The following is a 23,343-nucleotide window of genomic DNA, read 5'->3' on the forward strand; positions in this document are numbered from 1 at the left end:
CTCAGCCGAACGCGGCGGCGACGGGCACGCGGTCCCTGCGGATCCGCACGGCCCCGGCCACCACCACGACCACGGCGGCGACCACCGCGCAGGCGGTCACGGGCACTCCCGCGCCGGCCAGCGCGATCCAGGTCAGCGCCCACACCACGGCTGCCGCGAACGGCACCACCGCCCGCGCGGCGCGCACGATCAGCACCGCGATCGCGGCGGTGACGAGCAGCACGACCGACCCCGCGGCGACCGCGCCCGGGCCCGACCCCGGCAACCCGGCCGCCGCACCGGTGGAGGCCGCGCCGACCACCGTCGCGACGCTCACCCAGCCGGCGTAGAGCATCACCGGACCGTAGAAGAAGAGCCGGTCCCGCCACGACCGTGCGGGCATCCCGGACAGCCGGTGCAGGACGACCGCGAGGCAGGCCAGCAGGGCGACGATGACGACCTGAGCGAGGTAGACCAGGCGCGCGCTGTAGACGAAAACCCAGCCGGCGTTGAGGATCGCGGCGGCGACCAGCCACCAGCCCGTACGCCGGTGCAGCTCGCGGACCTGCTGGCGCGGCAGCACCTGGTAGATGGCCAGCGCCAGAATGCCGAGGTAGATCAGCGACCAGATGCCGAACGCCGCGCCGCCGGGCAGGATCGGGGTGTCGTTGGCGCGGGCGACCGTGCCGACGGACTCACCGATCGCGCCGGTCCCGCCCAGTGACCCCACCACGAGCTGTCCCACCGCGGTGAGCAGGACCGCCGCCGCACGCAGCAGGTCGGTCGTCGCCGGCTTCGCGCCCTCGGCTCGTTCGGTCGACACCGGACCACCCCCGTCAAGTCTGTCCTGTCAAGGCTGCCTTGCCAGGCCGCCGTTCGGTCGTACGCGTCGATGAGGGCCTGCGTGCCGGCCACCTCCGACCGTAGCCGTTGCCCGGTGAACACCCAAGCCGACGGGCAGCCGGCACGGGGCCGGACAGCCTCACGGACTCCGGCTGACAGGCCGGCCCCGACCGGTGAGGTCAGTGTTCGGCGCCGCGGTCGATGCCCAGGGTCGCCATCAGATCCTCGTGCAGCTGGAACCAGACCCGGTGACAGGAGTCGACGTGGGTGCGGTCGACCCAGTCGTGCTCGCCGTGCCAGGCGCGCCGGAGCGCGGCGGCGAAGCGCGAGTCGTAGCCGGTGAACCTGGCGAGCACGCCGGTGAGCCGGTCCACCAGCGGGACCATCGCGCGGTGCAGGGCGGCGAGTTCGTCGAGGATCCGCGCGTCCCGGTCCGGGTCGGTGTGCTCGTTGGTCGCGAGGGTGGCGCCGCCGGAGGGGGCGAGTTGCCACTCGGTGCAGGCCCGCAGAAGACGTGCGTTCAGTGGCAGGAACTCCCGGTAGGTCGATCCGATCACGTCGTCCGGGTCGGCGACGGCGCGTTCCCGAGCGAGCTGTCTTTCGTTCTCGGCCCTGCCGTCGCCGGTCAGGGACCATCCGCCGAGATCGGCGAAGGCAGTGTGCTGCACCCAGTCACGCTCCTGCGCCACGGCCAGGGTGCGTGCCGTGTCCGCCGGGTCGAGGGCGAACCGTCCGGCGACCTCGACCGTGTCGGCGAACCCGAGCAGGCGTACTCCATGGAGTACGAGGAGTTCCGGCGAGGAGTGCCGCGTCATGGCCGATCGTCCCGCTTGGCGTTGAGCCGGCCGAAGTGCTGCTGGCAGGCCTGTGGCGACCGGAACCCCATGGCGTCGGCGATCTGGGCCCACGTCAGTCCGGCGCTCCTGGCGCTGAACAGCAGGCCCGCCTCCACGCCCTCGATCTCGGCCCGCGCGGCTGGCATCAGCGCGAGCGCGCTCAGCAGGTCGTCCGGATCCAGGTCGGCCGATCGCCAGACCGCGAACTGCACGAGGTCGACAGCGGAAGGTGGTACGGGGGCAGGCCTCCACGGGGGCGGGCTCAGGTCGTCGGCGCCGGCTGCGAGCAGGCGCTGCCGTGCGTCCCGTTCGCGGTGCATCCCGGCGTGGCCACCGGCCGAGGTGCGGCTCGGGTCGTGCTTGCGTTCCATGCGGCCATCCTGAACAATCAACACAATGTTGTCAACAAAATGTTGACAGGGCTGTCTTCGTGGACAACGAGCGCTGACTGACAACCGGCAGACAACGGCCCGGCCGACGGAACGGTGCGGAGAGGACGATGCGTGTGATCACCTCACTGGCCGCAGCCACCCCGGACACATGCGGTGCGAAAGCGGCAACCCTCGCGACGCTTCTCCGGCACGGTTTCCCCGTCCCCGACGGCTTCGTCGTGACCTTCGACGCGTACCGAGCCGCGCGCGCCGCGGCACCGGAGCAGGCTCGTCCGGACGGTCGTGGTGGTGGTGGTGGTGAGTGGACGATGCCGGACCTGCTGGCGGAGCACGTGTCGCGGAAGCTCACGGAGCTGGGCGATCCGCCGGTGGCGGTGCGTTCGTCGGCCGCGAACGAGGACGGCCGTGCGGCCTCCGCCGCCGGGCAGTACGAAACCGTCCTGGCCGTACGCGGCACCCGCGCGGTGCTGGATGCCGTCGCCACGTGCTGGCGTTCTGCCGGCTCGGATCGGGTGGCCGGCTACCGGGGGCGCTTCCACCCGTCGTACGAGCCGGACGAACCCGGCGGCGTCCCGATGGCGGTGCTGGTGCAGCGGCTGGTGGAAGCGGAGATGTCCGGGGTGATGTTCACCCCCGACCGGACGCGGACGAGTACGCGGATCGAAGCAGCCTGGGGGCTCGGACCCAGCGTGGCCGACGGAACGCTCACCCCCGACAGCTACGAGGTCGGCGCGACCTGGCGGATCACTCGTCTCACTCCGGACAAGCCGACCCGGCTCGACCGTGACGGAGCCGGCGTCGCCCGCCGCCCCGTCCCGGAATCCCAGCGCGGGCGCGGCGTACTGGACGACCCCACCGTGGCCGAGCTCGCCGCGGTCGGCCACCGGATCGCCGACGTGCTCGGCGTTCCCCAGGACGTCGAATGGGCGATCGCGGCCGGCCGCGTCTGGATTGTCCAGGCCCGCCCAATCACCGCACCGCTCCCCGGTCTACCCGGCGGCACACCCACGACCTCGACCTTGGCGGGGATTCCCGGCAGCCTCGGCACCGCGACGGGACCGGCGCGGATCCTGCGCGGCCCTTCGGACTTCTCTCGCACCCAGCCGGGCGACGTCGTCGTCTGCCGCTACACCGACCCGGCCTGGACGCCGTTGTTCCGGATCGCGGCCGCTGTCGTCACCGAGACCGGAGGGGCACTCTCCCACGCCGCGATCGTCGCCCGCGAGTACGCCATCCCCGCCGTGCTCGGCGTACCCGACGCCACGACCAGAATCCTTGACGGTGAACTCCTCACCGTCGACGGCACCGCGGGCGTCGTCACACCCGTACGTCACTGAAGGGAGTTCGCCTGTGTACGCAGGCGGTCCGCGAGCCGCAGCGCGAACGCGTCGCGTTCGTGCGCACTCACCTCGTCGGCCTCGTCGCGCCCGATCAGACCGAAGACCTTCGGGCCGCGAAGGGCAGGGTCGAGGTCGACAGGACGTGGTACGACGTGGAAGTGCAGGTGGAATCCGGGTGCCTCGCCGAACTCCGCGACGTACGTCCTGGGCGTCCCCAGCTCCGCCGCCAGCGCCCGCGCCAACCGGAGCTGCCATGTGCCCAGGCCGGCCGCCTCCTCAGCGGTCAGGTCGGCCAGCTCCATGACGTGCCGGCGCGGCACCAGAACCAGCCAGCCGAGCAGTCCGCTGCCGGTGGCGTGCACGACGCGCCAGTGGTCGTCGTGGCCGACCACCTCCCGCGGCGGCAGCCGGTCGAACTCCGCCTCGCGATCGCAGGGGTAGCAGTCGCCCGGGCTCACGCGGACCAGTTCGGGTCGCGGCCGCTGAGACCGAGTGCCTGGTCGAACAACGGGGCGCCGGCCGGGACGTCCACCACCGCGCCGAACAGCCCCTCCCGGTTGGCCAGCTGCTCGGAGGAGGCCGACATCGAGGTGAACTCGAACACCACCTTCGCGCTCTCCTCGTCGACGTCGAACGGCTGGCCGGTCGCGCGGGCGAGGTCCCAGCCGTGCAGCACGACCTCCTCCAGCGACACCATGCCGGCGACCTGGGCGGGAAGGGTGAGGCCGCCGGCCTGCGTCTGCCCCTCGTAGGCGTCGGGGTCGGCCCAGGCCGTGGTGAGTTCCTCCAGCTGTCGCGGGATGGTTTCCCGCCAGTCCGCCGGAAGGTTGTCGACCGAGAACTGCGCGGCGCCTCCTGCGATGTCACTACCTGGCGGTGACTTGCGCGCGGCGGCGGCGAACGCGATCGACAGGCCGCGGATGTGGTCGAGCAGGTCGCCTACGGTGTAGGCCTCGCACGGAGTGCGCGCCCGCAGTTGGTCGTCGCGGACCCCGCTCACCAGCGCGGAAAGCCGGCGGGTCGCCGGGCCGAGGTCGTACACACCGTTCACGTGGGCCTCCCCGAAGGTCGTGTGGGGCGTACGCACCCGTTGTCGTACCCACCACGTCGTACACACCCTGCCCAACCGGCCCGGCGATGTCCACGCCCCGCGCTCAGCAGATCAGGCCGCGCTTCGCCTCCGGGCCGTGGCCGACGGGCGCCTCGCCGATCCAGCGTTCGTCGACGGGTTCGGACGCGAGCTGGTACCGCGAGTCCGACGACAGCCGGATCCGGTTCGAACGGTTGTCCAGGCTGGCGTGCACGAGGTAGATGCTGAACGTCAGCAGGTCACCGGCGCGGAACTGCGTGGTCAGCCAGCGGCCACCGAGTCGCTCGCGCACCTCCACCGGGTCGTCGGACAGGCTGCCGTTCCAGCGCGGCTGCTCACCGTCGGCGCCTGAGTCGGCTGCACGATCTTCGTTCGTGCAGTAGGTATCGACGTCGCGAAGGGCGTAGTCGTCGCGAATCTCGGCCCGCCGGTGCGATCCCTCCAGCACCATCAGCCCGCCCTGTTCGAAGTCCGCGTCGCCGAGCGGTACCCACGCGGTGCAGACGTCGTGGGTTCCGCGGCCCATGAAGACCACGTCCCCGTGCGGCGCCGTGCCCCGGCCCGGCGCGACCGCGCGCATCCAGGTGAAGTCGTAGTGCCGGACCGGGCCGCCCAGCAGGGACTCGTAGAAACCCAACAGCTGTTGGCCGTACAGAAGCTGGTGCAAGGCCGGGTTGTCATGGGCGAGATCGGGCTTGAACGTGAGGTTCGAGTCGGCCGGCGCGACCGCGAGGTCGGCAGGGAACGCCGGATCAGTGAACCCTTCCTCGTGCAGCCGGTCGGTCACACTCCTGCGGGCGCCGGCCACGGCGGCCGGGTCGAAGAAGCCGGGCAGGAAGAGGTACCCGTCCTCGATCATCCGCTCCCGCAGGGCAACCGGATCGCCGAGGACGTCGGTGGAGTCGCGCAGCTGTCCCAGCGAGGTCGGCGCCGGGTCGAGTTCGCGTCCTCGTGAGGACAGGCGCGGCCAGTGCGCGGTCGGGGTCTGTGTCGGCGCGGTCACGGGGACCATTCCTTCCGGGGTCGGCTCTGTGGCGTACACGTCCGAGTGCGAGCGTGTGGCGTGATCGTGCGGTGTGATCGTGCGGTGTGATCGTGCGGGCCGGGACCCGTCAGCTGTGGTTGTCCGGATCACTCCAGAACCACGCCTCGGGCTCGTAGATCGCCGGCACCGGAATGTCCCAGGTGTTGATCTGCCCACCCAGGAAGAGGTTCTCCCGGCGCGGCACGTTCTGGAGTTCCTTCTTGACAAGGATGACCTGCGGGTAGTCGGCCACCACGCCGAGGAAGAAGGGGCCGTCCTTGATGTGCACCCTGGCCATGTCCCACAGCAGCCGGTTGCGGCGCAGCGGGTCGGTCTCGAGCCGCGCCTGGCCGTAGAGGTTCCACAGGCGTTCGACCGGACCGCCCTTCTCCGGCAGCACCCACGGCGGGTGCCGCTTCCACGGGCTCACGTCGCGCTCCTTGCGCAGCGCGGCCGGGTCACCACTGCGCATGATGTAGGCCTGCCCGTGCAACGGCGCCCAGGTGTCGGGGATCGTCGGGATCACCCAGGACGGCCAGCTCATGATGCCGCCGCCGCCGATCTCCCAGGCGGTGTTGCTCATCAGCTCGCCGCGGCTCCACATGTCCGACCACGCGGTGGGAGCCACCGGATTGATCTCGGTGCGGATCCCGACCGCGTTCCAGTCCTTACGCAGGAAGTCGTTCTTGCGGATGTTCGCCTTCGCGGTGTCGGCCGGATAGTCCAGCCGGACGACGAGCTTGCTGCCGTCGGGCTTCTCGCGATAGCCGTCGCCGTCCTTGTCGACCACGCCGATCCGGTCCAGGATCGCCTTCGCCTTCTCCGGGTCGTAGGTCACGTAGGAGTCCCGCCAGGAGCGGTACAGCTTCCTGCTCTCCGCGTTCACCTGGAACTCCGGCGCCTTCGGGCTGAGCGTCCCGGTGGTCAGCTCACCGGTGTTGTAGTACAGCGCCTTGCGGACGTCCGCACGGTTGTAGGCATGGGAGAGCGCCTGCCGAAACTCGGGCTTGCGGATGAGCTCGCGCATCGCGGCGTCGGGATAGTCGTAGTTGAAGAAGAACATCGAGCCGCTGCCGGAGCCGCTCCCCCAGAACCACACCTGCACGCCGGTGCGCGAGGCGGCCTGTTTGAGCCCCTCCACGTCGGCGAGGTCGATGTTGGTGTGCTGTCCCTCGGCGAAGTCGGCCTTGCCCTGGGTGTACTGGAGCTTCATCACCTCCTGGTCCTTCACGGCAGTCCAGACCATGCGATCAATGAACGGCAACTGGTTGCCGGCCTGGTCCACACACCAGTAGTACGGATTGCGTTCCCAGACGGCGTTGCGGCCTTCGTGGTAGGTCGTCAGGTGCCAGCCGGTGGTCACCGGGCAGTCCGGATTCGACAGGTGGTTGGCCTTGTTGTCGTGTTCGACGTACCAGTCCTTGGCGGTGATCTTCGGGTTGTACTTCGGGTGGAACTTCCGGAGGTAGTGGTGTGGAAGCAACCAGTCGGCGCCGACGCTGCGGTTCACGGTGTCCGCGAGCCGGTCGGGGGTGTCCGCGGCCGGACTGTCGAACTCCAGCACCAGGGTGAACTCATCCGGCGCGGTGATCTTCGCGACTGTCCCCTTGCCGGAGACCGCCTCCTCCGGGGGCACCTCGGGGTGCTCGGCGTTGAGGACCGTGTCGTTCCACCAGTACATGATGTCGGCAGTGGTGAAGGGAGCACCGTCGGACCATCGCAGACCCTTGCGGAAGTGGAAGGTCCACCGGGTGAAGTCGTCGTTGGGCTCCCAGCTCTGTGCCAGCCCGGGGCCGACGTCCATGCCGTCGTTGAGCCAGCGCACGATCGAGTGGCCGTACATGTACTGGCCGATGGATGCGTCGTCGGCAGTGGAGGCGGTGAGGTAGCAGGTTCCGCCGTACTTCCCGGGACGTTGCCAGCGGTGCGGTACGACGTACGGCGAGGCGGGGACGCGCTTGCCCAGCGGCGGCAGGCTGCCGGCCTTCACCCGCGCCGCCAGCGCGGGAGCCTCGTGCAGGCGGTCCGGCACCGGCAGCGGCTTGGTGACCGACCCCTTGGCGTTGCTGCGCTTCGCTGCCCTGGTGGGCGGGCCGCCCGCCTCGCCGCCCGCCTGACACGCCGCCAGCGTGACCGTGGCCGCGCCGGCCGCGGACGCCCTCAGGAACCCACGCCTGCTCAGACCGGAACCCGGATCCATGATCACTCCTGATCTGCCGACGGCTCGCGCGGCGGTTGGGACTTTCGTCTCCGACGTCGTGTGCGAGTCTGCTCCGGAGCGACCTGCGAAGACATGGACAAACCGATCACCTTCATGGACTTTCGTGGACGGGGCCGACGGCCCGTGCGACAGTGCAGGATCGCGGCAGGACCGCGGCGGGCGCGGCGTGGACGGAGGGGTGCTGTGGTCCAGGGATGGTCGCGTTACCTCACCCCGACCCCGGTCCAGCGCCGGCTCGGACTGGCGTGCCTGGGAGCCGGCCACAAGCTGGAGTTGGACCCGTGCCCACCTCGGGTGCTGCGTTCCCACGCGGCCGTGCTCGTGGTCGACGGCGAGGGCTGGCTGGAGTGGGGCGAGAGCCGCCGGCGGGTGGCGATCACCGCGCCCAGCCTGTTCTGGCTGTTTCCCGGCGTACGCCACTCCTACGGTCCGGACGGCCCGGGCTGGCAGGAGGTCTGGACGCTGTTCGAGGGGCCGGCGGTCGACGCGTACGAGGAGCTCGGCTACCTGTCCCGGACCGAACCGGTGGTCCCGCTCACCGACCCGTTCCCGGCCCGCACCGCGATGGACCACCTGCTCGCCGCCTGCCGAGGCGAGTACGCCCGCGCCGAGGTGGAGGCCGCACATGCCGTGCACACGTTGATCCTGGGTGTTCAGGACCAGCGGGACGACCGCCGCGACGATCTGGTGCTGGCGGCGCTACGGGAGAACGCCTGCCGGCCATGGTCGGTGGCCGAGCACGCCCGCCGGGCGGGGCTGTCGGTGAGCGCACTGCGCCGGGTGGTCCGCCGCGACGGCGGCTGCTCACCGAAGGAGTACCTGCTGCGGATCCGGCTCAACCGCGCCAAGGAGCTGCTGGCCGAGTCGGAGCTCACCGTCGCCGAGGTCGGCCGCCGGGTCGGTCACGACGACCCGGCGTACTTCTCGCGGCTGTTCACCCGGCGGACCGGTATGGCACCCCGGGACTTCCGGGCACAGGAGCAGCGACCACGCACGTCCTGATGCGCTACCCGGCCTTCGCGCGGTGGAGAGTGGCGGCGCTCTGGTCGGTCAGGGACACCGCGTCCGCGAGCGCGGCACCCGGCCGCCGGGACGTGCGGGCGGAGTCGGGAGCCCCGCCACCGGCCTGCATCGCACCGGCGAGAAGGTCCCGGAACGCGGCGGCCGGCGTCACGACGACCTCGGCGTCCAGGCGCAGCAGCGGCAGCTCCAGCAGCCGGGCACGGATCTGCGCCTCGACCAGTACGCCGGAACCGAAACCGCTATCCGGCTCGGGAACGACGCGGACGCTTCGGTCCACTCTGCTCCGCCACCCGCGCCGCCTGACGCTCCTGGAATTCCCGCGCCACCCGCTGTACGCCCTCGACCATCTGGGCATAGCGTTCGCGCCCCGCCTTCGTTCCGAGCACGTAGCCGGCGGCGAACACCGCGACAGTTCGCAGCCTCAGCCTCACGCCTTCTTCTTCCGGAGTGAGGAGATGGCCGAACTCACCGCCGTCACGCCGACGGCGGCGCCCACCGCGATCAGCCCGCCGCGAAGGGTCCGCTTGTCCGCCGCGGTCGCCTTCGCCTTCGCGACCACCGGCTCCTTCACCTGCTCCCACTTGCTCTTCCGGTGCAACAGCTTCATCTTGGTCCCCCCGCCGAGATGTCAGGCCGCCTTGCGGGCCGCCCGTCGTACCGAACGCAGCAGCTGCTGCTTGTTCATCGAGCTTCGGGTCTCCACACCGAGTGCGCCGGCCAGGTCGGTGAGTTCTGCCTTGGTCATCGACCGGAGGTCCTGTTCGGTACGTCCCGAACTCAGCCGCCGGGCCACCTGCGCACCCGAACCGGCCACCTTCTTCTGCACCGCCTTCGCCTCGGCCGCCCGGCGTTCCTTGGGCGCCGCCCTGCGCCGCACCTCACCGGCCGCCAGCTCCTCCGCCTTCCTGCGGGCCGCCTCGGCGGCCGCCTGCGCGGCCTCGGCCGCCTCGTCCGCGAGCTGGCGGGCCTGCGCCAGTCGCTGGGTGGCGTCCGCGATCTTCTCCTGCGCGCGTTGCTGTGCGGCCTCGGCCCTGGCCCGGCTCCTGTCGAGTTCGTCCTCGAACTGCTCGCCCACTTTGCCGACGACCGCATCCGCGTCGGCCTGGGCACGTTCACGTTCACTCTCGACCATCGCGTCGGCGCGTTCACGGGCCTGCTCCAACCGGCGGCGTACGTCCTCGGCCGCCTCGCTCTTCGCGTCGCGCACGCGGGCCCGCCCCTGCTCGTTCGTCCTGCGTACGGCGTCGGCGAGCTCCTTGGCGTGGCTCGCCTCCGCGAGCGCCTCCTGCTCGGCCCGCTCAGCCTTCTCACTCGCCGACCGGGCCCGCTTCAGCCGGGACTCCAGCGAATCCCCTGTCAACGACAGCTTGCCTCGCTCGCCGGCCGTGGCGCGGCCCGCGGAGCCCCCGTCGCCGTCGGTGGATCCGTCCGACGGGTGGAGCGCCTGCGACACCACCCACGTGACGTTCGTCGGCAGCTCCCTGACCCCGGTGGTCACCTTTTCCGACAGCCAGTGGACTGCCCCACTTCGCGCCATCTCTCCCCCACGCGTTCGCAGCACCCCCGGTTCCGTTCAGCGTACCCAGCTACTGTCCGACATTCCTCCGCGTTGGCTTTCCGCATGCCGGCCGGGCGTACTGTCAACTGTCCCTTGCGGCACGGTTTCCGGTACGTATCCGTCGGCGCACGGACGACAGAAGGACGTGAACCACGCAGGCTCGACGAGGAGGAACCATCGTGCAGATCGACCTTTCCGGACGCACCGCCCTGGTCACCGGCTCCACCCAGGGCATCGGATACGCCATCGCCGTCGGCCTCGCCCGCGCCGGAGCTCGGGTCGCCGTCAACGGCCGGGGTGCGGAACGCGTCGCCGACGCGGTGGAGCGGGTGCGTGCCGACTCCGGCAGCGGCGAGGTCATCACCGCCGTGGGCGACCTGGCGACCGAGGAGGGCGCCGTGGCCGTACTGAAGGCCGCCCCCACGATCGACATCCTGGTCAACAACCTCGGCATCTTCGGCTCCGCCGCCCCGTTGGAGATCGACGACGCCGAATGGCGCCGCTACTTCGAGGTGAACGTCCTCTCCGCCGTCCGCCTCATCCGCGCCTGTCTGCCCGGCATGACGGAGCGAGGCTGGGGCCGCATCCTCAACCTCGCCAGCGACTCGGCCGTGGTCATCCCCGCCGAGATGATCCACTACGGGATGACCAAGACGTCGCTGCTCGCCGTCAGCCGCGGTTTCGCCAAGGAGGCGGCCGGCACGGGCGTGACCGTCAACTCCGTCATCGCCGGTCCGACGCACACCGGTGGCGTCGAGGGCTTCGTCCGCGAACTGGTCGGCAACGAGCTGCCCTGGGACGAGGCACAGCGCGAGTTCATGATCAAGCATCGCCCGCAGTCCCTGATCCGGCGCCTCATCGAGCCCGAGGAGATCGCCCACATGGTCGTCTATCTCGCCTCGCCCTACGCGTCCGCTACCACCGGCGGCGCCCTGCGCGTCGACGGCGGGTACGTCGACTCGATCCTGCCCTGAGCAGCCCGGCAACTACCGACCTCGGTCCCGTACGTCGTGCCGGACCCACACGTTCGGCTCGACGTACACGGCTTGATCCCCGTCCAGGTCGACGTGCACCGGGACGAGCGCGCCCCGCACGTCGACGTCGCCGGTCCGGTCGAACGGCAAACCGGTCCACTCCCGCCACTGCCGCAGCGATCCGTGCACCGCCCACGAGGCGGGTGCGACACCGACGACCTGCCCGCCGGCCCGCACGTGCGTGCGCAGCCACGGGTCGTACGGGAGACCGTCAGAACGCACGCGAGCGGCGTAGGCCGTCATCGGCGTGCGGGGCTCCCGGTCCTTCCAGGTCGGCCGCACCGGCGCCACCAACTGGAACAGCCCCGCGTCGCGAACGGCCATCCGCAGCGCCCGCAGCATCAGGCCGGAAACTCCCTGTCCGCGAAGGGATCCGGCCACACTGATGTCCAGCGCACAGGCCGAGTCGGGTACGGCATCGGGGTTGGCGGCGTCGTGGAACGCCCACACTGTCGCCTTCTCCCAACCCCCGTCCGGCAACGTCTCCCGATCCTTGCCGCCGAGGGTCAACGGGACGGCGACTCCGTACGCGATCGCTTGTTGACCTTCGGTCGCGACGACGCAGGTACGGCGGAACTCCTCACCCGCCCGCCAGTAGTACGCGTCGGCGACGTGGTTGTGCCGCATGAACTCAGGCCACCAGCCGGTCTCGTAAGCCGGGTGGGCAAACTCCGGCCGCTCCGCGACCGTGCTGATCTCGATCGTCACCCCCGACTCGAGCGTTCGGGTCACGAGCATCCGTGGCGACATCACAGCTCCCGGACGTACTGGCGGCACACGTACACCCGGGAGAACCTTGCTCGTACGGAGGTCTCGAGTTCGCGTGGCGCCTGGCAGTACGCGAGGAACGGGCCGGTCAGCCCATCCGGACAGGTGAAGCCCGCACCGTCGTCGGAGAAACCCTTGTAGACGTGCAGGTAGCTGAACCGTTCGACGAACCCCGACCGGTGGTACCACCCGTTGGCGGCGACGTCCTCACGCGTCCAGGCGTCGAGCTCACGAACGCCGTACGGGCGAAGGTCGCCGACCACCACGGCGAGGAGGGCGGAGGCGACACCGAGTCGCTGGTGGTCGGGATGGACGGCGAGCACTTCGATGGTCGCCCGCGGCGGTGAGATCGTCGCGTCCAGCAGGCCGACGACATCGGCACCGTCGATGGCAACCCGGCGCAACGCCGGCGGGTCGTAGGACGGCCGCCGGGTCACCACGTCGTCGTAGTAGTCGGTCGGGAAGAAGCTGAGCAGGCGGCACCGCAACCAGCCGGCGGCGTCGGCGTCACGGTAGTCGCGGACGTGGAACGAAGTGGGCATACGGGATTCCTGTCCGGCTGCGTCGGGACGAGGCATGGTCAGGTCCGCCGCCGACCGGATCGCCCGAAGAAGGGGCGGCGGTCACGGCGCGGACCACGGGGTGAGACCGAACTCATCGCGAGCGCATCACCCGCATGGTGGCGAGTGGCACGTGCAGGTGGCAAAGGGATTTCCGATCACGGCCACGCCGTCTAGATTCGAAAGCCGGTACTCGCCACGTCCCGGACAGGGCCTGGCAGAAGGTGATCGCAGAAGGAGACCAGATGAGCATCCAGCTCAACCACATCATCGTTCCCGCCCACGACAAGCGCGCGTCCGCGGAGTTTCTCGGCTCGATCCTCGGCGTCCCCGTCGGCGAGGACAGCGAGCCGTTCGTACCCCTGACCGTCAGCAACGGCGTGACCCTCGACTACGCGAACGCCTCGGACTTCCAGCACCTGCACTGCGCGTTCCTGGTCGAGGAGGACGAGTTCGACGCCGCGTTCGAGCGGATCCAGAGGGCGGGACTCACCTACTACGCCGACCCGGGTCACCACCAGGAGGGCGAGATCAACCACCGCTGGGGCGGGCGGGGCGTCTACTTCGACGACCCCAACGGCCACAACATGGAGATCCTCACCAGCGTCCCCGACTGAGTTCCCGGCGAGCTCGGATGACGCCCGAGATCCCCAACCAGCGAACAACTTCCGCTCAGGACTCAACCTTTCCGTGCCGGCCGGTGCTCTGTGAGGGTGTCCACCGGCACGGGAAGGGGCCTTGAGGTGAACGCGGAGGACGAAGAAGGGTTCCGGGAGTTCGTCGCCCTGCGCTGGACGTCCCTCCTGCGCACGGCGTACCTCCTCGTCGGCGACCACGGGCACGCCGAGGACCTCGTGCAGAGCGCGCTCGTCCGCACGCACCGGCGGTGGTCCGGGCTGGAGAACCGCGATCAGCCCGAACGCTACGTTCGCAAGGTGCTGGTCAATCTGGCCAGCTCGCACTGGCGACGGCGACTGCACTTCCGGGAGTCGCCGGTCGCCGACGTCCCCGAGCGCACGGTCGCGGACGCGACGGCGCATTCGGATCTGCGGGACGAACTGTGGCAGGCACTGCGGTCGCTGCCGCCACGGATGCGCGCGGTGCTGGTACTGCGGTACTTCGAGGACCTGTCCGAGGCGGAGATCGCGGCTGTTCTCGGCTGCTCGACGGGCACGGTCAAGAGCCAGGCGTCCAGGGGACTCGCGCGGCTGCGTGCCGGGCTCACCGACGAGGCCACGTACACGATCCGGATGACCAGGGGGGTGTCGGCATGACCGGCATCGAGACACGGGACATCGAGGAGAACCTCCGCGCCGAGCTGAACCGGCGAGCGGCCACGGTGGCCTGGGCCGGCCCGTACGCCGACCCGTACCCGCAGGTGATGCGGCGCCGCCGGCGGCAACGGTCGCGCCGTACCGCGGTCGTGGTCGCGGCGGCACTGGCCGCCGCCGCCATCGGTCTGCCCCGGGCGCTGCCACAGCTCGGCGACTCGTTCCAGGCGGCCAAGGCGCGGCTCGCCGCGGTGGACGGTGCGCGGAAGTCCTGGCCGACCCGTGGCTCGCTGGCCGGCGACGAGGCCTACCTCGACCGCGTGCGCGGCTGGGGTGCGCAGATCGACGGCTCCTCCCCGGCCGCCGTGCACGTCCTCTACGCGGGTGACGTCGGGGATCGGCGGGTGGTGGTCGTGGACTCGCTCAGCGGACTCAACTTCCGCATCGGGGCACGGGGAAGCCTGCGCCGGCTGCCCGGATCGTTCCCGCACGAGTCGACTCGCGACCTGATCGGCTTCGCCGTGCCGGACGGGCAGCGCACGATCGTCACCGCCCTCACCGCTCCCGGCGCCGAGGAGGTGCAGTACTCCCCCGCGCAGAAGTTCGCCGCAGACGGCAGCATCACCCGTACGTGGGAACCGATGACGTACGAGAACGACACCTTCGTCGCCTCCACGGACGCGCCGGCCTCGCGGACGATCCGGCTCCGTACCGTCAAGGACGGCAAGGTGACCTCGGACCTGCGGTCGGTGATCACCGAGCACCTGGAGGGCTCGCCCGTCGCGTCGCGCGCTCTGCGCACGCTGGTGCTCAACGCCACCGGCCGGCCGGTGCCGAAGCTCGCCGACTCCGTGGCCGAACTGGAGTCGGTGGCACTGCATCCGGGCGACATCACCTCGGTGAAGGTCCCGTGGCGGTACCGCGAGGGCCACGGCAAGCTGTGGGTGGGGCTCACCCTGGGCATCCGGGGCGGCGGCACTCTTCGAGCCGTCTTCGGCGACGAGCACCCCGACGGCCGCGGCGACCAGGTGCTGGCCAGTCCCGCGCTCGACGCCGTGGGGGCGATCCCGTCCGCGGACGCCGACCGAACGCCGTACGTCTGGACCGACTTCTGCAAGGTCCACGCCTTCGTCCCGCCGAACCTGTCCACCGTGCGGTCCGCGCAGGTCCTCGTGAGCGGGCGGCCAGTGGCCACGGTGCCTGTCCGCGACGGCTTCCTGCACGCCCGCGCCTGTCCCGGCGCCGACGTCCCGGCCTCGACGGAGGGCCGCATCGCGGTGAGGTTGTCCGACACCGACGGAAAGGTCGTCTGGTCCGGCCGGCCCGTTCCCGCGGTGACAGCGTCGTACGCCGGCCTCGACATCCCGTCCACCCTCCACCGGAAAGTCCGGTGAGCCGAGTGGGGTGAGCCGAGTGGAGTGAGCCGGCCCGGAAGGACCGGCGGGACGTGAAGCACGCGGGTGGGCTGCCGGTCAGGTCACGGCAGCCCACCCGCATCCATGGGACCCCGTTTGTCCGCTCGTGCCGGGCCTACCCGACGTGCGGGCACCTATTCGAAACAACCTGGGCGGTGCCGTAGGGTCGCAGGCACGGCAGGTAGTCGACCCCCTGAGGGAGCCCGAGATGACGGAGCCGAACCGCCGCCCGCGGATCGTCGTGGTGGGCGCGGGATTCGCCGGGTTCCACGCGGCCCGGGAGCTGCAGCGCCTCGCTCGCGGCCGGGCCGAGGTCATCGTGATCAACCCCACCGACTACTTCCTCTACCTCCCCCTGCTGCCGGAGGTCGCGTCGGGCGTCCTCGACCCGCGCCAGGTCTCGGTGCCGCTGTCCCGGACGTTGGGGGACGCCTGCCTCACGCTCGGGACCGTCGACGGCGTCGACCTGGACACCCGTACGGTCAGCTACGTCGACCCCGAGGAAGGCCGGCACGAGATCACCTACGACCGGCTGGTCCTCGCGCCGGGCAGTGTCAACAAGCTCTTGCCCATCCCCGGTGTGAGTGAGTACGCACACGGTTTCCGGAGCGTCGGCGAGGCGCTCTACCTCCGCGACCATCTGATCGGGCAGATCGAGCTGGCCGGTGCCTGCAACGACTTCGCCGAACGCGAGGCGCGGTGCACCTTCGTCGTCGTCGGCGCGGGATACACCGGCACCGAGGTGGCCGCGCAGGGACAGTTGCTGACCAGGCAGGTCGCGCGCACCAAGAACGGCGTGGACGAGAGCCAGGTGCGCTGGCTGCTGGTCGACGTTGCCGACCGGCTACTGCCGGGGCTCGACCCGCGCCTGGCCGCGACCACCGACCGCACTCTCCGCAAGCGTGGCGTGGAAGTCCGTACGGGCACGTCGGTGGAGAAGGCCACCGCCGACGGTGTGCAACTGTCCGACGGCGAGTTCGTGCCCACGAAGACCCTGGTGTGGTGTGTCGGCGTACGCCCGGACCCCCTCATCGAGAACCTCGGCGAACCCACCGAGAACGGCCGCCTGGTGGTGGACGAGTACCTCAGCGTCCCGGGCCGCCCGGAGGTCTTCGCCTGCGGGGACGCCGCCTCCGTACCCGACCTGACCAGGCCGGGTCAGGTGACCGCGATGACCGCCCAGCACGCCGAACGCCAGGGCAAGGCCGTTGCCCGCAACGTCGCCGCGTCGTTCGGCGACGGGCGCCCGAAGCCGTACAAGCATCACGACCTCGGCTTCGTCGTCGACCTCGGCGGCCTGTCCGCGGCCGCCAACCCGCTCGGTGTCGCGCTCTCGGGCGCACCCGCGGCAGCGGTGACGAAGGGCTACCACCTGCTGAGCGTGCCGGCCAACCGCGTTCGCATCGCCACCGACTGGGCGCTCGACGCGGTGTTGCGCCGGCAGGTCGTCAAGCTCGGGCTGGTCGCCCCGAGCGCGGTTCCGCTGGAGTCCGACCAGCAGTGACCTGCACGCCCCCGCCGGAGCGCCGCCACGCGGACGCCGCTCACCGGCCGAAGGCGGCCACCGGGTTGTCGACCATCAGGGTCTTCCACCACGACTCGTCCAGCGCGGGCAGGAGTTCGTCGTACACGAACGTGTAGCCGAGGAACTCCCCACCGCCCGGCTCCTCCGCGTGCCACCACCCGCTGTCGTTGGCGACCAGCGTGCGGCCGAGCAGACCGGCCGCGGCCATGCGTTCGACGCAGCTTCGCTGCCACTGCGTGTCACCCGGACGCAGACCGTCGAACTCCACCCAGGCTCCGGCACGGGCGACCTGCTCGTGGACGTCGCCGTCCGACTCGGCCTGGGCGTGCACCCAGACGAACTGCCCCGGGGACACGCCCACGTCGGCGAAGATCTCGAGTTGTTCCAGCGCGGCGACGCCCGCCGTGGTGTGGGAGGCGACCGTCAGCCCGGTCTCGCGGGCGGTCAGCGCGGCCGCGCGGACAAGTGCGCGGTCCAGGTCCTCCAGTGCGCCGTCGCGTACTGCCGTCTTGACGAAGCTCGGGCGTACGCCGGGGCTGCCGGCGATGCCGTGGGTGTGCTCGTCGACGAACCGCCGCGCCAACTGCTCGGCGGAAAGCTCGTAGGCGTAGGGAGGTACGCCAACCCGGTCCGCCGCGCCGTAGATGCCGGTGTTGGTGCCGATCTCGACGCCGGTCGCGTCGGCCAGCCTGGCGAGGAGGACCGGATCGCGGCCGAGGCCCTGCGGCGTGCACTCCAGCAGCCGCCGGCAGCCGAGGGCGTACACCTCGTCCAACTTCGGCTTCGCGACGGCGAACACCTCGTCGGCGTCGTAGGCGTGCGGGTCGGCGACACCGCCGAAGTCGACCAGGACGTGTTCGTGCACGAGGATGCTGTCGGGGATCACGGCCGGTGTCGGCTTCGCTGGGCTCGGCATGGTTCGCACCGTAGTGCAGGTCAGGGTTGCGCGAGCGCCGCCGCGGCCCTGAGGTAGCGGCCGATGTACAGGTCCTGGATCCGCCGCGCGAGCGGACCGCCCAGGCGGGCCAGGAGGTTGCCCGGCCGGGAGAACGCCGTCACGGTGAACGTCACGGTGCCGTCGGTCTCGCGGGAGACCACGAAGCTCTCCTCGCCCCGCTCGGGGTGGCCGGGCAGGGTGCCGTACGCGAAGCCACGCCGGTCGGGTTCGTCGACGAGGTGGACCACCCGGCACGGCGCGACGACTCCCCACCTGCCGACGCCGATGACGACCGCCACCACCCCGCCGGGCCCGGCCGTGGGCCGGTCGGCGAACACACCGAGTCCGGCGCGGCGATGGACTTCCCAGCCCAGCAGAGCGTCGGCGCAGCGGTCGAAGCAGCTCTGCCCCTGGCCGACCCGGACCGACCGGGCGACGTGACGGTAGCCGGGCGGGAGTGCACCGGCGGTCGCGCCGACCTCGGGGTACGTGAGAGCCGCGCGGGCAAGGTCGGCCGGCGGTGGTACGCGAAGAAGGACCGTCACGCGAGCGCCTCTCCGCGTACCGACAGCGGACTCGTTCTGTCGGCATAGGCAGGTGGTGCCGGGTCCAGCCAGTCCACGAACCGCTGCTTCACCATGAACGCGAAGAGGTGGTTGCCCGCGGGCGTGTAGTGGCCGTTGTAGAAACGATCACGGTAGTCCTGCGGGGACAGTGCGAAGGCCTGGTAGTCGGCGATGTGGCCGGCCAGCGAGTCGACGTACTCGATCCCGAGGTCGTCGAGGTGGCGGACGAACTCCTCGTCCGGCCGGGCCTTTCCGGCGCAGGCGTCCGCGACATCGCCACCGGGGTAACTCAGCAGCACCAGCAGGCGCTTGCCCTGCTCGGCAAGGTCGCGCCGGGTTCGTTCGACCAGCGTCGCCGACGCACGGAACGCACAGCGGTCGTAGAACGCGTCGGCCGCGCGTGCACTCGCATCGCCGCCGCCGTCGTCGCCGACGTCGAGGTCCAGGCCCAGTGCGGCAGCGGTCTCCCGGTGATCGGCGAGGAAGTCCCAGCGCCCGGTGCGCCGGCCCACCAGCAGATGGACCACCAGGTCGTCGCCGAAGGTCTCGACCAGGAAGTCCGGATCGCACAGGTCGTACAGGGACTCCGGCGTCGGGCACGGGTTCGGCCTGTCGACCAGCGCACCGGTGGCGTCGAAGCGCACGTGGTCCCACGGGTTGGCGTGGAACATGCTTGTGGGCAACGACTGGTAACGATCCCACCACTGCCGGCCCACCCGCAGCATGCGATACGCGTCCAGGTTCCGGTAGTGGTCGTCCAGGTAGATGTTCAGCACGACGTGCTCGGCGCTCGCGGCGCCGGCCTCCTCGCGCCGCAGCCGCCGGCACGCCTGCAGTACGCCGTACCCGCCGACACCGAAGTTGCGCACGGGTTCGCCGAGGTGGGCGGCGAGGTACTCCTGCCAGGTCTCGCCGTCGCTGACCTGGTGGCACTGGGTGAAGCTGTCGCCGTAGGTGTTCACCCGGCACGGCCGGTCGGCGTAGGCGATGGCGAGGCGTTCACCGAGTGCGCCGTAGCGGTAGGTGCTCACCGAGTCGTCCACGCCGTCGGGGACCCGGGACGGATGCGGCAGGTAGCCGAGCTCGGCGTCGAACCTCGCCCACTTCGGCTGGTCCGGATCGAGGAACCGGTCGATCTCCGCCCGGTCGACCACCGCCTCCGCCAGGAACGCGTGCACGTGGTCCCGGAAGTTCGCTGCCATCGCGTCCTCCTATGATCCTCGGCGGCAACCGTAGTCCAGGGATCGTGGTCGATGCGCGTGTACGAGCAGGTGGGAACTGACCGGCGACGGTCTCGTCGTACGGGACCGGCATGGAGCGAAGGACGGTCGCGGAGCACAGGAAGGCCGCGGAACGCACGGCAGCCGTGGCGCCGGGGCCGGGTCACGGCGGCGGTGGCCGCCCTCGGCCTCCTCTGCGCCGTCGCGGGCTCGGGCTGCACCCTGGAGGTCGACGGGGTCCCGGCCGGCGGACCGACGGATCCGGCCACCGCGTCGGCGTCCGCATCGGCGACCTCCGCCCCGGCGGCCGGCGGACGTGCCGTCGAGCCGCTGGACAACCCCGACGGCACCAAACCCGGCCTCGCCCCGCTCACCTCGGCCGCCGACCTCGGCGCGGCACGGCGGCTGATCGCCAGGGTGCGCACCGCCGGGCGCGGACCCAAGACGGGCTACGACCGCGACCGGTTCGGCTCGGACTGGACCGACACCGCCGACGGCGTACCCTTCGCCCGCAACGGCTGCGACACCCGCAACGACCTGCTCGCCCGGGACGGGCAGCACCTGCGCTACCGGCGCGGGTCCAGGTGCGTCGTGGTGGCGATGACGCTGGCCGATCCCTACACGGGCCGGGCGATCTCGTGGCGCAAGCACGACGCGTCGGACGTGCAGATCGACCACGTCGTACCCCTGTCGTACGAGTGGCAGCTGGGCGCGTCCCGCTGGACCGAGGACCGGCGCGAACAGATCGCTAACGACCCGCTGAACCTCATGCCGGTCGACGGCGCGACGAACTCCGCCAAGAGCGACTCCGGCCCGGCGTCCTGGCTGCCACCGAACAAGCCGATCCGCTGCGCGTACGCGGTGCGGTTCGGGCAGGTGGCGCTGAAGTACGACCTGCCCGTCACCCGCGCGGACAAGTCGATGATGCTCACCCAGTGCCGATAGCCGCCCGCACCCGACCTGCGCCGCGGGCCAGGCTCAGGCCGGGGTGAGCGGCTTCGCCAGACCGGGCTTGTCGTCCGTGCCGGGCTTCTGGTCCGCGCCGGGCTTGTCGTCCACCCCGGCCTGCTCGTCCACACCGGACTTCGGTTCGGCGGCCGGCTCCTCGGAGTCGGCCTGGTCCGCCCCGGCGCCTTCCTCCTGCCGGGTGCGGGCGTGCGCCGCGCCGCGTTCGAAGGCGGCGCGCGCCTCCTCCGAGTCGTCCCACGTGTCGTGCCCCTCGAACTCGCTCGGCCCCCGGCCGAGGCGTTCGTTGACCAACTGGTCGTACAACGGGGTGTCGTTCATCGGTTGTCGCTCCTAGATCCCCGGACAGCCACCCTCCGTTGGCCGCCGTGTCCGGTCAGATTAACCGCTTTTCGGGGTCTACGCCTGTCGGCAACGGCTGCGTGACGACCAGCCGATTCGTACCGAATTCGGTGGCCGACCGAGTCCACCCTGAGTGTTCGGCGAGCTACCTTCGGTGGAATTCACGTCTTTTCGGCAGGTCTGAATCAAGTTTTTTCGGACTTTTTTCGATTCGCCGGGATTTCCTGTCTGACCAGCAATTTCGCCGTTCTGGGAACTCGTACGGCGGTGGTCCGGACGGGGCAGGCGATTTGCGATGGCCCATCGGTCCCGCAAGGGTGATCTAGCCCGATCAAGTCACGGAAGGACGAAAACCCGATGTCCCGACGATTCACCAGAGTGATCGCCTTCGTCGTCGCGTTGGCGACCCTTTCCTTCGTGGGAGTGGGAGCCGCCTCGGCCGCGACCGCACCGGACACCACGGCCGCCACCACCAGCACGTTGTCCGCTCCGGTCACCGGAACGGCTGCCGACGGCAGCACCTTCGACGGCACCTTCACCCCGACGAAGTTCGCCACCCAGAACGGCAAGCTGGTGGCGATCGGCGACCTCACCGGAAACCTCACCCGCGCTGACGGCAGCACCGCCGCCGTCGACAAGGCGGTCACCGTGCCGGTGAACACCGCCGCCTCGACCGGTAGCTGCCAGATTCTCGACCTGGTGCTCGGGCCGCTGGATCTCGACCTGCTCGGCCTGGTAGTCCACCTCGACACCGTGCACCTGAACATCACCGCCGACCAGGCTCCCGGCAACCTGCTGGGCAACCTGCTCTGCGCCGTCACCGGCCTGCTCGACAACACCGGTGGGCTGAACCTCCTCCTCGGTCAGATCGCCGGCCTGCTGAACCAGATCCTGGGCCTGCTGGGCTGACCCGAGACGCTTGAGAAACAAGGCGCCTGAGCGGCTCGCCCGGGGCACGTTCAGGTACTGATAGCCACACACACAACGCGCCCCCGCCACGTCGGCGGGGGCGCGTTGTGGTGCAGCGGTTCAGGTTCAGGTCGGGTCAGGCCTCAGGCAGGCTCCAGGGCGCGCTCAGGCAGGCTCAGGCGGGCACAGACCTCGTGGACCGCACAGGGGTCGCGCCGGAGGTGGCGGACCGCCCCGCGGGGACCATCCAGGCGGCAGGTCGCGCGACGGGTTCGGTGACCGGCCTGCGCCCCCGGCGGACGGCGAGCCTGGAGCCCTCCGTCGTACCTCCCCACACGCCGTACGCCTCCGGCAGTCCCAGCGCGTGGTCGCTGCACCACAACGCGCCCCCGCCACGTCGGCGGGGGCGCGTTGTGGTGCAGCGATTCAGGTTCAGGTCGGGTCAGGCCTCAGGCAGGCTCCAGGGCGCGCTCAGGCAGGCTCAGGCGGGCACAGACCTCGTGGACCGCACAGGGGTCGCGCCGGAGGTGGCGGACCGCCCCGCGGGGACCACCCGGGCGGCAGGTCGCGCGACGGGTTCGGTGACCGGCCTGCGCCCACGGCGGACGGCGAGCCTGGAGCCCTCCGTCGTACCTCCCCACACGCCGTACGCCTCCGGCAGTCCCAGCGCGTGGTCGCGGCACTCCTCGCTCACGGGGCAGGTGGCACAGAAGGACAGCGCCCGCGCCTCCCGCGCCCGACGTGCGGGCAGCTTCTCACCCTCGGGCCCGTAGAACAGGTCGGAGGGCTCGCCGGCACACGCCGCCGACTGGTGCCATTCCCAAGTTCCGTCGGGTACGGGCCTGTTTCGCCCCCCGGGCTGAGCGGCTCGGCGCTCGGGCATGCAGACAACCTCTCGTTGCCGCGGCCCCCCGCCGCAGATGTGTTCTCGAAGATTGGATCGGCCCTCCGGCCGTGACGATCGGCCGCCCTTCCGTGGTTGCCAGCACTCTGTGCCAGTCAAGCAACGGAAACGACCCCATCGCACCGGTCGAACCAGGCCAGTTTCGGCGGGTCAGAGCCGCGGAAGGAATGGCGGCCGGCGCCGGTGCCACGCTGCGAACGACGCAGTGCGCATATTCAGGGCCTCTCGGTAGGGACTCGCCCGCTGTGAGCGGCAGACCCATCGCCGGAGCCCGCAGCCGACAACCTTACGTAGTAAACCCTTCAACGCAAGTCCCCATTCGTGCGACCGGCAGGGCACGCAGCGTGTGCACCGGCCGGGCCGGCAGGAATTCCCGGCGGCGGCCGGAGGATGTGGCGCGACTCCGCGCACAGAATCGAAATCAGCGACGGGATCTGGTGTGACGACAAGCACTCGCGGATTTCATTTCTCCGGCCGGTTTCCTCGAGCTCCCAGGCCGCGGCCGACACGGTCCTCTTGTGGCCCTGCCGCCAGAAAGTGAACCGTACTTGCCATTTCGGGCGGCACCACCACATATTCCCGCGTTCAACGACGCTTCGATCGGCGTTCACAAAGGTCGC

26 protein-coding genes are annotated in these 23,343 nt (G+C 70.8%); 9 read left to right on the forward strand and 17 right to left on the reverse strand.

Annotation, left to right across the window (positions count from 1 at the left end):
• Window position 1 precedes the first annotated feature (1 nt).
• The 3 genes from FHR37_RS22200 to FHR37_RS22210 form a co-directional block, all read right to left on the reverse strand.
• Window positions 2-802, reverse strand: a complete 801-nt coding sequence (locus FHR37_RS22200; RefSeq protein WP_092882255.1) for a tryptophan-rich sensory protein — start codon at window positions 800-802, stop codon at window positions 2-4.
• A gap of 199 nt (window positions 803-1,001) precedes the next feature.
• Window positions 1,002-1,637 carry a transcriptional regulator gene (locus tag FHR37_RS22205; RefSeq protein ID WP_092882254.1) on the reverse strand — a complete coding sequence of 212 codons (636 nt, stop codon included), beginning with the start codon at window positions 1,635-1,637 and terminating at the stop codon, window positions 1,002-1,004.
• Window positions 1,634-2,029, reverse strand: a complete 396-nt coding sequence (locus FHR37_RS22210) for an SANT/Myb-like DNA-binding domain-containing protein (protein WP_092882253.1) — start codon at window positions 2,027-2,029, stop codon at window positions 1,634-1,636. The genes FHR37_RS22205 and FHR37_RS22210 overlap by 4 nt, the downstream gene beginning before the upstream one ends.
• A 128-nt stretch (window positions 2,030-2,157) precedes the next feature.
• Between FHR37_RS22210 and FHR37_RS22215 the strand changes: the two genes are divergently transcribed.
• Window positions 2,158-3,387 (forward strand): PEP/pyruvate-binding domain-containing protein, encoded by a 1,230-nt coding sequence (locus FHR37_RS22215; RefSeq protein WP_092882252.1) that lies wholly within the window; start codon window positions 2,158-2,160, stop codon window positions 3,385-3,387.
• On the opposite strand, the gene FHR37_RS22220 is transcribed toward FHR37_RS22215, so the two are convergent.
• The 4 genes from FHR37_RS22220 to FHR37_RS22235 form a co-directional block, all read right to left on the reverse strand.
• Window positions 3,381-3,848, reverse strand: a complete 468-nt coding sequence (locus tag FHR37_RS22220; RefSeq protein WP_092882251.1) for an HIT family protein — start codon at window positions 3,846-3,848, stop codon at window positions 3,381-3,383. The genes FHR37_RS22215 and FHR37_RS22220 overlap by 7 nt on opposite strands.
• Window positions 3,845-4,441: a TIGR03086 family metal-binding protein gene (locus FHR37_RS22225; protein ID WP_202817959.1), complete on the reverse strand. Its 597-nt coding sequence runs from the start codon at window positions 4,439-4,441 to the stop codon at window positions 3,845-3,847. Before FHR37_RS22225 ends, FHR37_RS22220 begins: the two co-directional genes overlap by 4 nt.
• Window positions 4,442-4,544: 103 nt before the next feature.
• Window positions 4,545-5,483 carry a phytanoyl-CoA dioxygenase family protein gene (locus FHR37_RS22230; protein ID WP_237768651.1) on the reverse strand — a complete coding sequence of 313 codons (939 nt, stop codon included), beginning with the start codon at window positions 5,481-5,483 and terminating at the stop codon, window positions 4,545-4,547.
• 109 nt (window positions 5,484-5,592) lie between these two features.
• Window positions 5,593-7,704, reverse strand: a complete 2,112-nt coding sequence (locus tag FHR37_RS22235; protein WP_092882470.1) for an ABC transporter substrate-binding protein — start codon at window positions 7,702-7,704, stop codon at window positions 5,593-5,595.
• Window positions 7,705-7,908: 204 nt separating this feature from the next.
• On the opposite strand from FHR37_RS22235, the gene FHR37_RS22240 reads away from it, so the two are divergent.
• Window positions 7,909-8,727 (forward strand): helix-turn-helix transcriptional regulator, encoded by an 819-nt coding sequence (locus FHR37_RS22240; protein ID WP_092882249.1) that lies wholly within the window; start codon window positions 7,909-7,911, stop codon window positions 8,725-8,727.
• A 4-nt stretch (window positions 8,728-8,731) separates the two neighbouring features.
• On the opposite strand, the gene FHR37_RS22245 is transcribed toward FHR37_RS22240, so the two are convergent.
• The 3 genes from FHR37_RS22245 to FHR37_RS22255 form a co-directional block, all read right to left on the reverse strand.
• Window positions 8,732-9,025 (reverse strand): hypothetical protein, encoded by a 294-nt coding sequence (locus tag FHR37_RS22245; protein WP_092882248.1) that lies wholly within the window; start codon window positions 9,023-9,025, stop codon window positions 8,732-8,734.
• Between the two features lie 150 nt (window positions 9,026-9,175).
• Window positions 9,176-9,355, reverse strand: a complete 180-nt coding sequence (locus FHR37_RS22250) for a hypothetical protein (RefSeq protein ID WP_092882247.1) — start codon at window positions 9,353-9,355, stop codon at window positions 9,176-9,178.
• A 21-nt stretch (window positions 9,356-9,376) separates the two neighbouring features.
• Window positions 9,377-10,285 carry a Rho termination factor N-terminal domain-containing protein gene (locus tag FHR37_RS22255; RefSeq protein WP_092882246.1) on the reverse strand — a complete coding sequence of 303 codons (909 nt, stop codon included), beginning with the start codon at window positions 10,283-10,285 and terminating at the stop codon, window positions 9,377-9,379.
• Window positions 10,286-10,485: 200 nt separating this feature from the next.
• On the opposite strand from FHR37_RS22255, the gene FHR37_RS22260 reads away from it, so the two are divergent.
• On the forward strand, window positions 10,486-11,280 hold the full coding sequence (locus tag FHR37_RS22260) for an SDR family NAD(P)-dependent oxidoreductase (protein ID WP_092882245.1): 795 nt from the start codon (window positions 10,486-10,488) through the stop codon (window positions 11,278-11,280).
• A gap of 12 nt (window positions 11,281-11,292) precedes the next feature.
• Here FHR37_RS22260 and FHR37_RS22265 read toward each other — a convergent pair whose 3' ends face one another.
• Both FHR37_RS22265 and FHR37_RS22270 read right to left on the reverse strand, forming a co-directional pair.
• Window positions 11,293-12,072: an N-acetyltransferase gene (locus FHR37_RS22265; RefSeq protein ID WP_202817958.1), complete on the reverse strand. Its 780-nt coding sequence runs from the start codon at window positions 12,070-12,072 to the stop codon at window positions 11,293-11,295.
• Window positions 12,073-12,089: 17 nt separating this feature from the next.
• A complete protein-coding gene (locus FHR37_RS22270; RefSeq protein WP_092882244.1) occupies window positions 12,090-12,650 on the reverse strand; it encodes a GNAT family N-acetyltransferase in 561 nt (186 codons plus the stop codon).
• A gap of 263 nt (window positions 12,651-12,913) precedes the next feature.
• Between FHR37_RS22270 and FHR37_RS22275 the strand changes: the two genes are divergently transcribed.
• From FHR37_RS22275 to FHR37_RS22290, 4 genes are all read left to right on the forward strand, one after another.
• Entirely contained in the window at window positions 12,914-13,285 is a 372-nt protein-coding gene (locus tag FHR37_RS22275; protein WP_092882243.1) for a VOC family protein, read from the forward strand.
• A gap of 126 nt (window positions 13,286-13,411) precedes the next feature.
• Entirely contained in the window at window positions 13,412-13,942 is a 531-nt protein-coding gene (locus FHR37_RS22280; protein WP_092882468.1) for a SigE family RNA polymerase sigma factor, read from the forward strand.
• Window positions 13,939-15,333: a hypothetical protein gene (locus FHR37_RS22285; RefSeq protein ID WP_092882242.1), complete on the forward strand. Its 1,395-nt coding sequence runs from the start codon at window positions 13,939-13,941 to the stop codon at window positions 15,331-15,333. The genes FHR37_RS22280 and FHR37_RS22285 overlap by 4 nt, the downstream gene beginning before the upstream one ends.
• 229 nt (window positions 15,334-15,562) lie before the next feature.
• Window positions 15,563-16,858, forward strand: coding sequence for an NAD(P)/FAD-dependent oxidoreductase (locus FHR37_RS22290; RefSeq protein WP_092882241.1), 1,296 nt, complete (start codon window positions 15,563-15,565; stop codon window positions 16,856-16,858).
• 40 nt (window positions 16,859-16,898) lie between these two features.
• Here FHR37_RS22290 and FHR37_RS22295 read toward each other — a convergent pair whose 3' ends face one another.
• From FHR37_RS22295 to FHR37_RS22305, 3 genes are read right to left on the reverse strand one after another with little or no spacing between them, the layout of a single operon-like run.
• Window positions 16,899-17,795 (reverse strand): phosphotriesterase family protein, encoded by an 897-nt coding sequence (locus FHR37_RS22295; RefSeq protein ID WP_092882240.1) that lies wholly within the window; start codon window positions 17,793-17,795, stop codon window positions 16,899-16,901.
• A 20-nt stretch (window positions 17,796-17,815) separates the two neighbouring features.
• Window positions 17,816-18,361: a DUF1990 family protein gene (locus tag FHR37_RS22300; RefSeq protein WP_092882239.1), complete on the reverse strand. Its 546-nt coding sequence runs from the start codon at window positions 18,359-18,361 to the stop codon at window positions 17,816-17,818.
• Complete coding sequence (locus FHR37_RS22305) at window positions 18,358-19,584, reverse strand: SGNH/GDSL hydrolase family protein (RefSeq protein ID WP_092882238.1); 1,227 nt, start codon at window positions 19,582-19,584, stop codon at window positions 18,358-18,360. The genes FHR37_RS22300 and FHR37_RS22305 overlap by 4 nt, the downstream gene beginning before the upstream one ends.
• 192 nt (window positions 19,585-19,776) lie before the next feature.
• Between FHR37_RS22305 and FHR37_RS22310 the strand changes: the two genes are divergently transcribed.
• A complete protein-coding gene (locus FHR37_RS22310) occupies window positions 19,777-20,547 on the forward strand; it encodes an HNH endonuclease family protein (protein ID WP_202817957.1) in 771 nt (256 codons plus the stop codon).
• Between the two features lie 33 nt (window positions 20,548-20,580).
• Here FHR37_RS22310 and FHR37_RS22315 read toward each other — a convergent pair whose 3' ends face one another.
• A complete protein-coding gene (locus FHR37_RS22315; RefSeq protein ID WP_092882236.1) occupies window positions 20,581-20,889 on the reverse strand; it encodes a hypothetical protein in 309 nt (102 codons plus the stop codon).
• Between the two features lie 378 nt (window positions 20,890-21,267).
• Here FHR37_RS22315 and FHR37_RS22320 point away from each other — a divergent pair, with 378 nt between their 5' ends.
• Window positions 21,268-21,819 (forward strand): hypothetical protein, encoded by a 552-nt coding sequence (locus FHR37_RS22320; protein ID WP_092882235.1) that lies wholly within the window; start codon window positions 21,268-21,270, stop codon window positions 21,817-21,819.
• 481 nt (window positions 21,820-22,300) lie between these two features.
• Here FHR37_RS22320 and FHR37_RS22325 read toward each other — a convergent pair whose 3' ends face one another.
• The gene (locus FHR37_RS22325; protein ID WP_092882234.1) at window positions 22,301-22,702 is read right to left on the reverse strand and encodes a WhiB family transcriptional regulator; all 402 of its coding nucleotides are present in this window, start codon (window positions 22,700-22,702) and stop codon (window positions 22,301-22,303) included.
• Window positions 22,703-23,343: the final 641 nt, after the last annotated feature.

Source organism: Actinopolymorpha cephalotaxi, from assembly GCF_013408535.1.
GTDB classification, from domain to species: Bacteria; Actinomycetota; Actinomycetes; order Propionibacteriales; family Actinopolymorphaceae; genus Actinopolymorpha; species Actinopolymorpha cephalotaxi.

Bases quoted from the DNA above. Each gene is read 5' to 3' on its own strand.
- FHR37_RS22205 (WP_092882254.1), bottom strand. From the start codon at position 1,637: ATGACGCGGCACTCCTCGCCGGAACTCCTCGTACTCCATGGAGTACGC.
- FHR37_RS22210 (WP_092882253.1), bottom strand. From the start codon at position 2,029: ATGGAACGCAAGCACGACCCGAGCCGCACCTCGGCCGGTGGCCACGCC.
- FHR37_RS22215 (WP_092882252.1), top strand. From the start codon at position 2,158: ATGCGTGTGATCACCTCACTGGCCGCAGCCACCCCGGACACATGCGGT.
- FHR37_RS22235 (WP_092882470.1), bottom strand. From the start codon at position 7,704: ATGGATCCGGGTTCCGGTCTGAGCAGGCGTGGGTTCCTGAGGGCGTCC.
- FHR37_RS22250 (WP_092882247.1), bottom strand. From the start codon at position 9,355: ATGAAGCTGTTGCACCGGAAGAGCAAGTGGGAGCAGGTGAAGGAGCCG.
- FHR37_RS22255 (WP_092882246.1), bottom strand. From the start codon at position 10,285: ATGGCGCGAAGTGGGGCAGTCCACTGGCTGTCGGAAAAGGTGACCACC.
- FHR37_RS22270 (WP_092882244.1), bottom strand. From the start codon at position 12,650: ATGCCCACTTCGTTCCACGTCCGCGACTACCGTGACGCCGACGCCGCC.
- FHR37_RS22275 (WP_092882243.1), top strand. From the start codon at position 12,914: ATGAGCATCCAGCTCAACCACATCATCGTTCCCGCCCACGACAAGCGC.
- FHR37_RS22285 (WP_092882242.1), top strand. From the start codon at position 13,939: ATGACCGGCATCGAGACACGGGACATCGAGGAGAACCTCCGCGCCGAG.
- FHR37_RS22290 (WP_092882241.1), top strand. From the start codon at position 15,563: ATGACGGAGCCGAACCGCCGCCCGCGGATCGTCGTGGTGGGCGCGGGA.
- FHR37_RS22295 (WP_092882240.1), bottom strand. From the start codon at position 17,795: ATGCCGAGCCCAGCGAAGCCGACACCGGCCGTGATCCCCGACAGCATC.
- FHR37_RS22305 (WP_092882238.1), bottom strand. From the start codon at position 19,584: ATGGCAGCGAACTTCCGGGACCACGTGCACGCGTTCCTGGCGGAGGCG.
- FHR37_RS22315 (WP_092882236.1), bottom strand. From the start codon at position 20,889: ATGAACGACACCCCGTTGTACGACCAGTTGGTCAACGAACGCCTCGGC.
- FHR37_RS22320 (WP_092882235.1), top strand. From the start codon at position 21,268: ATGTCCCGACGATTCACCAGAGTGATCGCCTTCGTCGTCGCGTTGGCG.
- FHR37_RS22325 (WP_092882234.1), bottom strand. From the start codon at position 22,702: ATGCCCGAGCGCCGAGCCGCTCAGCCCGGGGGGCGAAACAGGCCCGTA.